Source organism: Franconibacter pulveris, assembly GCF_056780215.1.
The window spans coordinates 3,493,440-3,507,616 of the sequence record NZ_CM165555.1 but is presented as its reverse complement, the minus strand read 5'-3'; the positions used below and the strand labels follow the sequence as shown (position 1 = coordinate 3,507,616).

Here is a 14,177-nt window from a genome sequence, read left to right as displayed (position 1 = left end):
AAATCCGTCAACCGATGATTACTGGCTGTTATCTAAAAGATATTTGGCATTAGTTAAATAAATATATTCCGTCTGGATCAATGTAAAGTCAGCGGATAAAACTCAGGGACAACCAATAAATTGATATATATCAATTATTAATTGTCTTCCTTAACTAAAATTTCACTCCATTCCGTCTCTGTCGCCGCAGACGGCGGTAACTTCCGGCCAGGTTGGATGCCTGCCTAAACGCCTTACGGACAAGGGGTTTTAATCGAGCATCTATGCAGCCGAAAACAATACTCAATATGTACAAACAGAAATGGTGGGGATTGCCCTTAATACTTCCGCTGGTTCTGCTGCCGCTTGCCCGCCTGTGCAATACCATCACGTCAATTGATGGCGTGCCGGTAATGCTTTATTACCTGCCGCTGGCGCTGGTCACCGCCTTGCTGCTCTTTTATGGCTGGGCGGCGTTGCCCGGGATCGTGCTGGGGCTGGTGGTGAACTATCACGCCTTTCGCTGTAAAAGCGATGTGTTAATTATCGTTATTCATTTTTTACTGTCAGCCCTGCTTAGCTGGGGCGGCTACCGGGTTTTCGCCACCCGCATGGCGCCCGTTTCAGGCTGGTATTCGAAATGCACGGGACAACGCCTTTTCTGGCTGGTGTTTGTTAACGCCTCGGTCTTTATCCTTTTTTATCAGTTTGCCACGTTCTTTGGCCTGTATGATGAGCATGTACGGCTGATGGGAGAAAATCCTTTTACCCTGCTGATGCTCGTAAACTATCAGGCTGTGCTGGTAGGCTGCCTGACGGGGATCCCGCTTTTTTGTCTTATTATCAGAGCGATAAGACATCCTCGTTACCTTAAGGCTTTTGTAAGCCAGATGCGCGCGCAGTGCGACAAACGCGTAACAAAAGCTGAACTGGGCATCTGGTTTGCGCTGCTCGGCGGGCTGTTCCTTTTACTGCTGTTGCCGTTGGGGCCGGACTCGACGATATTCAGCACTAACTATTCGCTTTCGCTATTGCTCCCGCTCATGCTGTGGGGCGCCATGCGCTTTGGCTATTTTCTGGTTATTACGGTATGGACGCCGTTGTTGATTCTGTTATGTCACTACTTTTACCGCTATTTTCCGCCGCTGCCGGACTATAACTTCCAGTTGGTGATTAACTCCTCAAGCTACGGCATCTTCTCGCTGGTGATTATCTTTATGGCGCTCACCTCCACGCGCCAGCGGGTTGTGCATCAGCGGGGGAGGCGGCTTGCCCTGATCGATCCGCTTTTTCATCTGCCCAACCTGCGGGCGCTCAGCCGCGATCTTGGCGACACGCCATGGTCGATACTCTGCTTTATACGTATTCCCGAACTGGATCTGCTGGGGCGAAACTATGGGCTGATGCTGCGCGTCTATTACAAACAGCGCATGGCGGCCTGGCTGCGCGAGGTTATGGAGCCGGATGAGCTGACCTATCAGCTTTCCGGGCATGACATGGTGTTGCGCCTGCGAACGGAGTCGCACCCGGAGCGAATCGACAGGCTTGCGCAGCATATCAGGCAGTTCCGTTTTATGTGGGATGGCATGCCGCTTCAGCCGCAGGTGGGCATCAGCTATAGCTTTGTCCGCACGCCCGTAAGGCACCTGCATTTACTGTTAGGAGAAATGAGCACGATGGCCGATCTGTCGCTGGTCACTAACCGGCCGGAAAGCGTGCAGGATCGCGGGGCGAACCATATTCAACAAGCGGTGAAGCGCAAAGTAGACATGTTTAATGAGCTACAACATGCGCTGGACCACAATCAGTTCGTCCTTATGGCGCAGCCGATTGAAGGTGCGCGGGGCGATGATTACTACGAAGTGCTGCTTAGAATGCAGGGCAAACACGGCGAGCTTATTCTGCCGGAGCGGTTTTTGCCGGTGGCGCAGGAGTTTGGCCTCTCCTCCCGGATAGATCTCATGGTGCTGGAAAATACGCTGGCCTTTATGGCGAAATGGCGTGAAAAAATGCCCGCTTGTCGGTTTGCCGTTAACCTTACCGCCTCTTCGCTCTGCCGGACCCTCTTTCCGAATGAGGTTCATGCACTGCTGACACGCTATCAGATAGAGGCCTGGCAGATCATTTTTGAGATAACCGAAAGCAACTCGCCTGGTCATTATGAACAGACGCACCAGAATGTGCAGCGGCTGCGCGCCATGGGCTGCCGGATTGCGATTGACGATTTCGGCACCGGATATGCAAGTTATTCCCGCCTGAAAAACATTGACGCCGACATCATGAAAATCGACGGCAGCTTTATTCGCAACCTGGCGGTCAGCAGCCTGGATTACCAGATTGTCGAGTCGATGTGCCATCTGGCGCGCATGAAGAAGATGCAGATTGTGGCGGAGTTTGTCGAGAACGAGGCGACGGGCGAACTGGTGCGGTCTTTGGGCATCGACTATCTGCAGGGGTTTCTGATTGGCCACCCGCTGCCGCTTGAATCGCTGGTTGCAGGCAATTAAAAAGGAGCGCGTATGCGCTCCTCTCAAAAGAATCAGGCCGCCACTTCCGGGCTGGCCTCTTCTTCGATGGTCAGCCGCCAGCCCGTCACCCCTTCCCAGTACTGCTGCTCGCGCTCAAGGTCAAGCATGACCAGCGCGTTCTGGCTGAACCAGTCATGCGGGAAGCGCAGCGTCCAGTGGCTATCGTCTGTTTCAAGAACCAGCGTCGGCGGGGTAGTGGTGGCCTGGCGCTGGTTGTTGAGCAACACGCCAAGACGCAGGATCTGAATCAGCGGCAGATACTGCTTTTTCTTAAACAGCGTAAAGCGGGGTAGCTCATCGAGCTTGACAGCCTTACGGTGAAAACGCACCAGCGTCGCCATCAAAGCCTGCTGTTCCTGCGTAAAGCCTGGCAGGTCGCTATGCTGCAAAATATAGGCGGAGTGGCGGTGCATGCCGCTGTGGTTGATGGTAAGGCCCACCTCATGCAGCATTGTCGCCCACTTCAGCAACGCCGCCAGCTGCGGGTTGGCCAGTTTAGCGTTTTGCGCTTGCCACTGCTCATACATCAGCGTGGTGGTATCCAGCACGCGACGCGCCTGTTCACGGTCAATATGGTACTGGTTCGCAAGGCTTTGCGCGGTGCGGCTGCGGATATCCTGATGGCGGAAACGGCCTTCCATCTCATACAGCACTCCTTCGCGCAGTGCGCCGTCGGAAAGACGCAATTCGCGAATCGCCAGCGCGTCGAACACGCCGCACAAAATCGCCAGCCCCGGTACGAATACCGCCTTGCGCTCTTCCGAGAGCCCTGGCAGCGTCAGAGAAGCGAAGCTTTTATAATTCAGCACTTCATCACGCAGCTTATCCAGACGATCGGGCGTGATAAGCCCGTCTTTTTCGCCCATCGCCAGCAGCACTTCGTGCGCCGCTTTGATGGTGCCGGAGGCGCCAAGCGCCACGCTCCAGCCATGCAGGCGATACTGCCAGGCGAGGCTTTCCAGCTTTTGCACCGCCGCAAGACGAGCGCGACGGAAATTATCCGGCGTTATCTCGCCATTGGCGAAGAAATGCTGCGCAAAACTCACGCACCCCATCCGACGGCTTTCCACCAGCTGCGGCTCGAAATCTTCACCGATAACAAGCTCCGTCGAGCCGCCGCCGATATCAATAACCAGCTTGCGGCCGCGCTCTGGCTGCGTATGCTCCACTCCCATAAAAATCAGGCGCGCTTCTTCATTGCCCGAAATGATTTCGATGGGGTAGGGGATAACCTGTTCAGCGCGCTTAAGAAACTCCGGCGCGTTAACTGCCTGACGCAGGGTATGGGTGCCAACAATGCAGACGTTAGCGGGCGAGAAGCCCTGCAACCGTTCGGCAAAGAGCGAAAGGCAGGAGAGGCCGCGCTCCATGGCCTCCTCCGTCAGCATATTATTGGCGTCCAGCCCGTCGGCCAGATGCACACGCTGTTTCAGTCGTCCGATGATTTGCATCGCGCCATCCACAACGCGGGCGATGACCATATGGAAGCTGTTAGAGCCGAGGTCGACCGCAGCGAATTCCTGCGGTCGCGGAGCTTGTGAGTTTATCGGCATAGAGTATCAGTCAGGTTGCTCGAGTGATTTGAGATAGTCGTAAATCGCCAGCTGCGCGCGCACTTTCCGGCGATTGCCGCGCGGCACGTAGCGATTGCTCAGTTCTTTATCGATAATACGGGCTTTCACCGTATCGCTGAACAAGATGTCGATAATATCCAGGATCCGCTGCTTGAGTCGAGGATCAAGCAACGGCGCGGCAACTTCGATACGGTAATCGATGTTGCGCGTCATCCAGTCTGCGGAAGAAAGATAAACCTGCTTATCGCCGCCGCGCTCGAAGATATAGATGCGATCGTGCTCAAGATAGCGGTCCACGATGCTGATTACACGAATATTATCACTCAGCCCTTCCAGCTGCGGGAGAAGCGAGCACATACCGCGAATCAGCAGGTTTACCGGCACGCCGGCGCTCGAAGCGGCGTAAAGCCGGTCCACCAGACCTTTATCGACGAGGTTATTCAGCTTAAGCGTAATGCCGGCAGGCAAGCCCTGCTGCGCATTGGCGATCTCGGTGTCTATCATCTCATAAAGCAGGCGGCGAGAATTTTGCGGCGACACCAGCAGGTAGTCGAAGCTCACCGGGCGATAGGGGTTCTCGATAAAATTAAAGACGCGGCGCACTTCGTTGGTGATGCGCGCATCGGCGGTCAGCAGCGAGTAGTCGGTATAAATGCGCGCGGTTTTCTCGTTAAAGTTACCGGTGCCGATATGGGCGTAACGCACCACTTCCTCTCCCTCTTTACGGGAGATAAGGAACAGTTTGGCGTGAATTTTAAGCCCGGGGGCGGAGAAAATAACATGCACGCCCGCCTCGGTGAGGCGTTTCGCCCAGTGGATATTCGCTTCTTCATCAAAGCGCGCCTGAAGCTCCACCACCACCGTCACTTTTTTGCCGTTGTGCGCCGCATGGATCATGGAGTCGATGATGCGGGAATCTTTCGCCACGCGGTAGATGTTTATCTTAATAGCCAGCACGCTTGGGTCGAACGACGCCTGACGCAGCAGCTCCAGCACATGTTCGAAAGTGTGGTAGGGGTAGTAGAGCAGCACGTCGCGCTCGCGAATGGCGTCAAAGCCGTTGCGGAATTTATCAAACCAGATATGACGCAGGCGCGGCAGCGGCTTGTTCACCAGGTTTGCTTTGCCGACATTCGGGAAGCTGATGAAGTCTTTGAAGTTGTGATAACGACCGCCTGGAATTATCGAGTCGTAGCGAGAAATAGAGAGCTTCTGGCGCAGCATTTCTACCATCGCGTCCGGCATATCGCGTTGATAAACAAAGCGTACCGGCTCAGCGGTCAGACGCTGCTTGAGGCTTGACGACATAAGTTCCAGCAGGCTCGACTCCATCTCATGCACTAAATCGTACTCGGCGTCGCGCGTCATCTTCATGGAGTAAGCGTTGAGCGCGTCGTAATCGAAAAAGCCCTTAAAGATGTCTTCCAGACAGAAACGCAGGATGTTATCCAAAAGAATCATTGGTTTACGTCGGCGCGGCGCTTCCGGCGGCAGGTTGACGAAGCGCGGTACTTTGTCGGAGGGGATCTCAAGCAGCGCATAGCGGATTTCATCGCCGCGAATAATCTCCACCGCCAGATAGGTGTAATCGTCTTTCAGAAACTGAACGAGATCGGTGTCGCGGTTGATAAGCGTAGGGGTAATGTGCTGGCGCAGATAATGTTTGAAATAGTGGCGCAGCCAGGTTTGCTGATTCTCAGAAAGCTGTCTTTCGTTAATGAGGAAAATTTGATTGCGCGCCATCTCCAGCAGCAGATCGTTATACAGGCCGTCAAACTCTTGATCCGCTTTCAACACGCGGGACTGGATCTTGCCTAACAGGTGGCGGGAATGTGAGTGTGAACCCTGCTCTTCGCTAATGATGATACGGCGCTTGAGTTCCGCGAAGCGCACCTTGTAAAACTCATCGAGGTTGTTGGAGTAAATCCCCAAAAAACGCATGCGCTCAATCAGCGGGTTGCTTTTGTCCGCCGCCTCCTGGAGCACGCGCTCGTTGAAAGAGAGCCAACTCAGTTCTTTTTCGATATATAGCTTTTCCTGACCCATTACTACTCACACTCCGGTTTATTCACTCGGGACGTGGCAAATCCGTCTCAGCCGCTATTATGGCGAGCATTGCCGCACGATGTCCAACTGTGCCAGAGAAGTATGACAAGAAAGCGCGCGGCCTGCCGAAAATGGACTGAACATATTGAAAAAAGGGCCATTTGGCCCTTTTTATCATTCGTCTGCAGCGTGTCCCTGAGCGGGAAGCGGGAGTCCGTCCAGCCAGGCGGCGCCATCGCGCATCGCCAGACGTCCGTCGACATACCAGCTTATTACCAGCGGGTAAATGGCGTGTTCCTGATGCTGCACGCGGGCGGTTATCTCCTCTTCCGTGTCGCCCGGGAAAACCGGCACTTTCGCCTGCAAAATAACCGGTCCGCCGTCGAGTTCGTCGGTGACAAAATGTACCGAAGTGCCGTGCTCTTCGTCGCCGTTTTCCAGTACCTGGCGGTGAGTATGCAGACCTGGATACTTCGGCAGTAGGGAAGGGTGAATATTGATAAGCCGCCCCTGATAATGCGCGACAAAATCGGGGCTGAGGATGCGCATATAGCCTGCCAGCACCACGAGGTCCGGCGCGTAGGCGTCGATCTCCTGCATGAGCTCGCGGTCGAAAGCTTCGCGGCTGGCGAACTGCGCCGCTGTCAGCGCATGGGCGGGAATGCCCGCCTCGCGCGCGCGCTCAAGGCCGAACGCGTCGGCCTTATTGCTGAACACCGCTTTGATGGCGCCGTTAATCCGCTTTGTCTCGCAGGCGTCGATAATCGCCTGCAGATTGCTTCCGTTGCCGGAAATAAGCACCACGATGTTTTTCATTACTCAATAACCACGCGCTGTTCGGAATCAGAAGCGTTGATGATACCGATTTTCCACGCCTTTTCACCTTTGCTGTTAAGCAGTTGCAGCGCGCCGTCCACCTCAGAGGCGGGCAGGGCGATAACCATGCCGACGCCGCAGTTGAAGGTGCGATACATCTCGTGACGGCTGACGTTGCCCGCCTGCTGCAGCCAGGTAAACACCGCAGGCCACTGCCATGACGATTCGTCGATAACGGCCTGGGTGTTATCCGGCAGCACGCGCGGAATATTCTCCCAGAAGCCGCCGCCGGTCAGGTGGGCGATAGCATGCACATCGACTTTCTCAATCAGCTCCAGCACGGATTTGACATAAATGCGCGTCGGCGCCAGCAGGTGATCCGCCAGCGGTTTGCCTTCCAGTTCGGTAGCTTGCGGGTCCGCGCCGCTCACCTCAAGGATTTTGCGCACCAGCGAATAGCCGTTGGAGTGCGGGCCGCTGGAGCCAAGGGCTATCAGCACATCGCCATCCGCCACTTTTGCGCCGTCGATAATTTCAGATTTTTCAACCACGCCTACGCAAAAACCAGCGACGTCGTAATCTTCGCCGTGATACATGCCCGGCATTTCGGCGGTTTCGCCGCCTACCAGCGCGCAACCCGATTGCAGGCAGCCTTCGGCGATGCCGCTAATCACGCTGGAAGCCGTCTCTACGTCCAGCTTGCCGGTCGCGTAATAGTCGAGGAAAAAGAGCGGCTCGGCGCCCTGAACCACCAGATCGTTAACGCACATGGCGACAAGGTCGATACCGATTGTGTCGTGACGCTTCAGATCCATCGCCAGGCGCAGCTTGGTGCCGACGCCGTCAGTGCCGGAGACCAGCACGGGCTCGCGATATTTTTGCGGCAGAGCGCACAGCGCGCCGAATCCGCCCAGTCCACCCATCACTTCCGGGCGGCGGGTCTTTTTCACTACGCCTTTGATGCGGTCAACCAGAGCGTTGCCTGCGTCAATATCTACACCGGCGTCTTTATAGCTGAGAGAGGTTTTATCGGTCACTGCACAATCCCCACGCGGTTGCGGTTGGTGGTATAAGAGAAAACGCGGCAATTCTAACAGCCAAGGCAAACGTTTGCTATCCCCTTCTCTTTGAGAAAGCGCTTCTGCCTTTGGCTGACTGATTCCCGTTCGCTTGATCGCGATCAAGCCCATTACGTATGGCGCGCGCTTGAAAAAGCGGTATAATCCGGCGATTTTTTTTGTGGTAGCCACTTTTCTGGGGAGAAAGAGTATGAAGATCGTGGAAGTGAAACACCCACTCGTCAAACACAAGCTTGGCCTGATGCGCGAGCATGACATCAGCACCAAACGCTTTCGTGAACTCGCCTCTGAAGTCGGGAGCCTGCTGACCTACGAAGCGACCTCCGACCTGGCTACCGAAAAAGTAACCATCGAAGGCTGGAACGGCCCGGTGGAAGTCGAACAGATTAAAGGTAAGAAGATTACGGTAGTGCCTATCCTTCGCGCCGGGCTTGGCATGATGGAAGGGGTACTGGAGCACGTGCCGAGCGCGCGCATCAGCGTGGTAGGCATCTACCGTGACGAAACCACGCTTGAGCCAGTGCCTTACTTCCAGAAACTGGTTTCGAATATCGACGAGCGCATGGCGCTGGTGGTCGACCCGATGCTGGCGACCGGCGGTTCGATGATAGCCACCATCGATCTGCTGAAAAAAGCGGGCTGCAGCAGCATCAAAGTGCTGGTGCTGGTAGCGGCGCCGGAAGGCATCGCGGCGCTGGAAAAAGCGCATCCGGACGTTGAGCTTTACACCGCTTCTATCGACAAAGGACTGAATGAGCACGGATACATTATTCCGGGCCTCGGCGACGCGGGCGACAAGATATTTGGTACGAAATAAAAAATGAGCCGACTTTGATAGTCGGCTTTTTTTTGGTCCAGCAACATAACATTTGCACACAACGACACTTGAGGAAAACACTATGACGCGCCGTGCTATCGGGGTAAGTGAAAGACCGCCGCTTTTACAGACTATCCCGCTTAGTTTGCAGCACCTGTTCGCCATGTTTGGCGCTACCGTGCTGGTGCCAATCCTGTTTCATATCAACCCGGCTACCGTGCTGCTGTTCAACGGCATCGGTACGCTGCTTTATCTCTTTATCTGTAAAGGAAAAATTCCCGCTTATCTGGGCTCAAGCTTTGCCTTTATCTCACCGGTGCTGCTGCTGCTGCCGCTCGGTTATGAGATGGCGCTGGGCGGCTTTATCGTCTGCGGCGCGCTCTTTTGCCTGGTGGCGCTGATCGTGAAAAAAGCGGGAACCGGCTGGCTGGATGTGATGTTCCCGCCTGCGGCGATGGGCGCCATTGTCGCCGTTATTGGCCTGGAGCTGGCGGGCGTCGCCGCCAACATGGCAGGCTTGCTGCCGGCGCAAGGGCAGACAGCGGATTCCACGACCATCACCATCTCGCTGGTAACGCTGGCGGTAACGGTATTCGGCTCCGTGCTGTTCCGCGGCTTCCTCGCCATTATCCCGATTTTGATTGGCGTGCTGGCGGGCTACGCGCTCTCTTTTGCGCTGGGCGTTGTGGACACCGCGCCTATCCAGCAGGCGCACTGGTTTGCATTGCCGACGTTTTACACCCCGCGTTTTGAATGGTTCGCCATCTTTACCATTCTGCCTGCGGCGCTGGTGGTTATCGCCGAACATGTCGGTCACCTGGTGGTAACGGCGAACATTGTGAAGAAAGATCTGCTGCGCGACCCGGGCCTGCACCGCTCGATGTTCGCCAACGGCTTCTCCACCATGATTTCCGGTTTCTTCGGCTCCACGCCGAACACCACTTATGGCGAGAACATCGGCGTAATGGCAATCACCCGCGTTTACAGCACCTGGGTTATCGGCGGCGCGGCTATTATCGCCATTCTGCTCTCTTGCGTCGGCAAGCTGGCCGCGGCGATTCAGATAATCCCGGTGCCGGTGATGGGCGGCGTTTCGCTGCTGCTTTACGGCGTAATTGGCGCCTCCGGCATCCGCGTGCTGATCGAATCCAAAGTCGATTACAGCAAAGCGCAGAACCTGATCCTGACCTCCGTGATTCTGATTATCGGCGTGAGCGGCGCGAAAGTGCATGTTGGCGCGGCGGAGTTGAAAGGCATGGCGCTGGCGACTATCGTCGGCGTAGGTTTAAGCCTTATTTTCAAACTTATCAGCGTGTTGCGCCCGGAAGAGGTGGTGCTGGACGCGGATGAACAGGCTGAAAAACATTCCTGATCCTGATACCGGGCGGCGATCCGCCCGGTTCAACAGCGAAACGATTCTGTGGTAAACTCAGCGCGTTTTTCTGTAAGCCTTTGAAGAGGTCCCTCTGAACACTCCGGCACAGCTCTCTTTGCCGCTCTGGCTGCCCGACGATGAAACCTTCGCAAGTTTCTGGCCGGGTGATAATCCTTCGCTTTTAGCCGCGCTACAGAATGTGCTGCGCCAGGAGCACAGCGGGTACATCTATTTCTGGGCCAGAGAAGGGGCCGGTCGCAGCCACCTGCTGCACGCCGCCTGTGCCGAGCTTTCCCAGCGCGGCGACGCCGTGGGCTACGTTCCGCTCGATAAGCGCACCTGGTTCGTACCGGAAGTGCTGGAAGGAATGGAGCAACTCTCGCTGGTCTGTATCGACAACATCGAATGCATTGCCGGCGACGAGCCCTGGGAGATGGCTATCTTCAATCTCTACAACCGGATCCTGGAGTCGGGCAATACCCGGCTGTTGATCACAGGCGATCGTCCGCCGCGCCAGCTTAACCTGCATCTGCCGGATCTCGCTTCGCGCCTCGACTGGGGGCAAATCTATAAGCTGCAGCCGCTTTCGGATGACGACAAGCTGCAGGCGCTGCAACTGCGCGCGCGTTTACGCGGGTTTGAGCTGCCGGAAGATGTGGGGCGCTTTCTGCTTAAACGCCTGGATCGCGAGATGCGCACGCTGTTTATGACGCTTGATCAACTCGACAGAGCTTCTATTACCGCCCAGCGCAAGCTGACCATTCCGTTTGTCAAAGAGATTCTGAATCTATAGCGGGCAGGGTGCCCGCTACAAGGTGAGGATTACAGGATTTCCAGCACTGACTCCGGCGGGCGGCCAATGCGCGCCTGGCCGTTGTTAACCACAACCGGGCGTTCAATCAGCTTCGGGTTATTCACCATCGCCGCAATCAACGCCTCGTCATTTGTTTCATCAGCAAGCTTAAGCTCTTTATAGCAATCCTCTTTAGTGCGCATAAGCTCGCGCGGGCTCTTCATGCCGAGCATGTGCAATAACCCTTTCAGCGTCTGCGCATCGGGCGGCGTATCCAGATAAAGCACTACCTGCGGCTCAACGCCGCGCGCTTTTAACAGGTTCAGCGTTTCGCGGCTTTTAGAGCAGCGCGGGTTGTGATAAATCGTCACGTCCTGAGACATGATTTCTCCTTTTACATTTTTTCGTAAGGGCGGAAGCGCTGCTGTAGCTGGCGCAACTGGTCGATACGGGCGTCGTAGCGCGCCTGCTGGAGGCTGCCGAGCTTCACCTGCGAGCTGGCGCCGCTGAGCAGGTTGATGGCCTGGTCGAGCTTGCCGAGCAGCGCCATGACTTCCGCGCGCGCCGCCAGCTCCTGGTCGCGGTTGCCGAGCTTCGCCTGCGCCTGCGCCAGCAGATCCCAGCCGTTGGTATCGTCCGGATGCGAGAAGGTATAGCGGTTGAGGATTTTCACCGTTTCGCCAGGCTGGCCGCCTTCCAGATAAGCGTTGGCCAGGTTCAGTTGCAGCACCGGGTTATTTTTTAAATCCGGCGCGGTCTTCAGCCGGTTGATGGCGTCGTTCGCTTTGTTCAGACCGAGATCGATATCGGTGGAAAGGTCAAGATACCAGGCGCTGCCGGGCTGGGCGGCCAGCAGCGGCTGCAGCTGACGGCGCGCCTCGGCGAAGTTTTTATCCTGCATCGCCTGTAGCGCGCGGCCATACTGGGCGGCGTGCTGTTCACGCACGTTGCCTTTCGCCAGCGCATCCAGCAGGTCGCTGGTCAACTGGTTGCGCCCTGAATTGTACATGCCAAGCGTACGCACCTTCGCCATATAGAAATCTTCTGACGATTGCGTGACAACCGGGCGCATCTGGTTGGCGCGGTTTCGGGCGTCGGCGAGGCGGCTTTCCGGCAGCGGGTGAGTCAGCAGAATTTCCGGCGGACGGGTGGAGTAGCGCGCCTGGTCAAGCAGCTTCTCAAGGAAAGTCGGCATCGCTTGCGGGTCGAAGCCTGAACGCTGCAACACCTGAATGCCAATGCGATCCGCTTCCTGTTCGTTTTGCTGCGTAAAGCTAATCACGCCCTGCTGGGTACCGGCGAGCGTGCCGGTGAGCGCCGCCATCCCCGCCTGCGGGCTCGCCATCGCCAGCAGAATCGAACCCAGCGCGCCGACCCAGGTCAGCGGCGCGCTGCGCTTTTGATCTTCCATCGCCCGCGCCAGGTGGCGCTGGGTAACGTGAGAAATTTCATGCGCCATGACCGAGGCGAGCTGGCTTTCGTTATCGGCATAGCGGAACAGCGCCGAATGCAGCACCACATTGCCGCCAAAGAAGGCGAAAGCGTTAATTTCGTCGTTGTTAATTAAAAAGAAGTGAAAGGGGGTCTTTACCGAGTTGGCATGCGAGACCAGCCGCATCCCCAGGCCGTTGATGTACTGCACCAGCAGCGGGTCGTTGATAAGCGGCGCGCTGCCGCGTAGCTGGCGAACATAATAATCGCCCATCTGCATCTCCTGACCAATGGAGAGCGTGCTTCCTGCCGAGGTTCCCATGTCCGGCAGCTGATCGCCCGAATCCGCATAGGCGGGAAGGGCCTGGCCTGCCAGCATGGCGCCGATGAGTGTCGCAACCAGTGTTGTTTTCAACTGCCTGAACATAACCTCTGTCCTGTTTGTCTGAAGTCTCTTTAAGACCGGGCTGGCCTGAATGTGTTCAGCAAAATCCATGCTTCGGGAGTGTAGCCTGCATCAAGGGCGATGAAAATCATATTCAGCCGGCAAACGCTTGTCTTGTGAGCGGGTGAAAAATCGCAGTCTTTTTTGTGACATTTCGATACAATTCGCCCTTCACTTTTCGGCTATTCCTCCGCCGGGGAAGGAGTCTTATGCTTGAGTTGTTAACGCAGTGGTACCGCCGTCGCTTCAGCGACCCGGAAGCCATTGCTCTGCTTGTTATTCTGGTTGCCGGTTTTTGCATCCTCTTCTTTTTGCATGGTCTGCTGGCGCCGTTGCTGGTCGCGATTGTGTTCGCTTACTTACTGGAATGGCCCACCGTGCGGCTTGAGCGCATCGGCTGCTCGCGCCGGCTTGCGGCCACGCTTGTGCTGGTGCTCTTTGTCGGCATCGTGCTGGTGATGGCTTTTGTGGTGATCCCCGTCGCGTGGCAGCAGGGAATTTACCTGATTCGCGATATGCCTGGCATGTTTAACAAACTGGCTGATTTCGCCGCGACGTTGCCCAAGCGTTACCCGGCGCTGACGGATGCCGGCATCATTGACGCCATGGCGGAAAACCTGCGCGCCCGCATGTCTGTGCTGGGCGATTCGGTAGTGAAATATTCGCTCGCCTCGCTGGTGGGGCTGTTGACGCTCGCCATTTATCTGGTGCTGGTGCCGCTAATGGTCTTTTTCCTGCTTAAGGATAAAGAGCAGCTGCTCAATGCGGTGCGTCGCGTGCTGCCGCGTAATCGCGGGCTGGCAGGGCAGGTGTGGGTTGAGATGAACCAGCAGGTCACCAATTACATTCGCGGCAAAGTGCTGGAGATGATTGTCGTTGGCGTCGCCACCTGGATTGGCTTCCTTATCTTTGGCCTCAACTACTCGCTGCTGCTGGCGGTGCTGGTGGGGATCTCGGTGCTGATTCCTTATATCGGCGCGTTCGTGGTGACCATTCCGGTTATCTGCGTGGCGCTCTTCCAGTTTGGACTCGGCACCGAATTCTGGAGTTGCTTCGCCGTTTACCTCATTATCCAGGGGCTTGACGGCAACCTGCTGGTGCCGGTGCTTTTCTCCGAAGCGGTCAACCTTCATCCGCTGGTTATTATTCTGTCTGTGGTGATTTTCGGCGGGCTGTGGGGCTTCTGGGGCGTTTTCTTCGCCATCCCGCTGGCGACGCTGATTAAAGCCGTGGTTCACGCCTGGCCGGATGATATGTTGCTGGAAGAGAAATAAAAAAAGCCGACCTCAGGTCG

At 56.1% G+C, this 14,177-nt stretch carries 11 protein-coding genes; 5 read left to right on the top strand and 6 right to left on the bottom strand.

Translation table 11 applies throughout. From position 1 onward, the window contains the following. Positions 1–263 precede the first annotated feature (263 nt). Positions 264–2,486, top strand: a complete 2,223-nt coding sequence (locus ACU4F7_RS16555) for a sensor domain-containing phosphodiesterase (protein WP_481637375.1) — start codon at positions 264–266, stop codon at positions 2,484–2,486. A gap of 32 nt (positions 2,487–2,518) precedes the next feature. Here ACU4F7_RS16555 and ppx read toward each other — a convergent pair whose 3' ends face one another. The 4 genes from ppx to purM all read right to left on the bottom strand — a co-directional run bounded on the left by ppx (position 2,519) and on the right by purM (position 7,980). After that, on the bottom strand, positions 2,519–4,060 hold the full coding sequence (gene ppx, locus ACU4F7_RS16550; protein WP_024560304.1) for an exopolyphosphatase: 1,542 nt from the start codon (positions 4,058–4,060) through the stop codon (positions 2,519–2,521). 6 nt (positions 4,061–4,066) lie between these two features. Next, positions 4,067–6,127 carry a polyphosphate kinase 1 gene (gene ppk1 / locus ACU4F7_RS16545; protein WP_024558720.1) on the bottom strand — a complete coding sequence of 687 codons (2,061 nt, stop codon included), beginning with the start codon at positions 6,125–6,127 and terminating at the stop codon, positions 4,067–4,069. 174 nt (positions 6,128–6,301) lie between these two features. Next, positions 6,302–6,943 (bottom strand): phosphoribosylglycinamide formyltransferase, encoded by a 642-nt coding sequence (gene purN, locus ACU4F7_RS16540; RefSeq protein WP_481637374.1) that lies wholly within the window; start codon positions 6,941–6,943, stop codon positions 6,302–6,304. Further along, positions 6,943–7,980 carry a phosphoribosylformylglycinamidine cyclo-ligase gene (gene purM / locus ACU4F7_RS16535; protein WP_029593586.1) on the bottom strand — a complete coding sequence of 346 codons (1,038 nt, stop codon included), beginning with the start codon at positions 7,978–7,980 and terminating at the stop codon, positions 6,943–6,945. The genes purN and purM overlap by 1 nt, the downstream gene beginning before the upstream one ends. Before the next feature lie 232 nt (positions 7,981–8,212). Here purM and upp point away from each other — a divergent pair, with 232 nt between their 5' ends. The 3 genes from upp (at position 8,213) to ACU4F7_RS16520 (ending at position 11,007) form a co-directional block, all read left to right on the top strand. Beyond that, complete coding sequence (gene upp / locus ACU4F7_RS16530) at positions 8,213–8,839, top strand: uracil phosphoribosyltransferase (RefSeq protein WP_024558717.1); 627 nt, start codon at positions 8,213–8,215, stop codon at positions 8,837–8,839. Between the two features lie 82 nt (positions 8,840–8,921). Further along, positions 8,922–10,211: a uracil permease gene (uraA, locus tag ACU4F7_RS16525; protein WP_024558716.1), complete on the top strand. Its 1,290-nt coding sequence runs from the start codon at positions 8,922–8,924 to the stop codon at positions 10,209–10,211. Positions 10,212–10,305: 94 nt separating this feature from the next. Beyond that, the gene (locus ACU4F7_RS16520; protein ID WP_024555087.1) at positions 10,306–11,007 is read left to right on the top strand and encodes a DnaA inactivator Hda; all 702 of its coding nucleotides are present in this window, start codon (positions 10,306–10,308) and stop codon (positions 11,005–11,007) included. Positions 11,008–11,036: 29 nt separating this feature from the next. On the opposite strand, the gene arsC is transcribed toward ACU4F7_RS16520, so the two are convergent. Beyond that, positions 11,037–11,390, bottom strand: a complete 354-nt coding sequence (gene arsC / locus ACU4F7_RS16515) for an arsenate reductase (glutaredoxin) (RefSeq protein ID WP_024558715.1) — start codon at positions 11,388–11,390, stop codon at positions 11,037–11,039. Positions 11,391–11,401: 11 nt separating this feature from the next. Continuing rightward, positions 11,402–12,865, bottom strand: a complete 1,464-nt coding sequence (gene bepA / locus ACU4F7_RS16510) for a beta-barrel assembly-enhancing protease (RefSeq protein WP_481637373.1) — start codon at positions 12,863–12,865, stop codon at positions 11,402–11,404. Between the two features lie 227 nt (positions 12,866–13,092). On the opposite strand from bepA, the gene ACU4F7_RS16505 reads away from it, so the two are divergent. Beyond that, complete coding sequence (locus ACU4F7_RS16505; RefSeq protein WP_029593584.1) at positions 13,093–14,157, top strand: AI-2E family transporter; 1,065 nt, start codon at positions 13,093–13,095, stop codon at positions 14,155–14,157. The last annotated feature ends 20 nt before the right edge of the window (positions 14,158–14,177 follow it).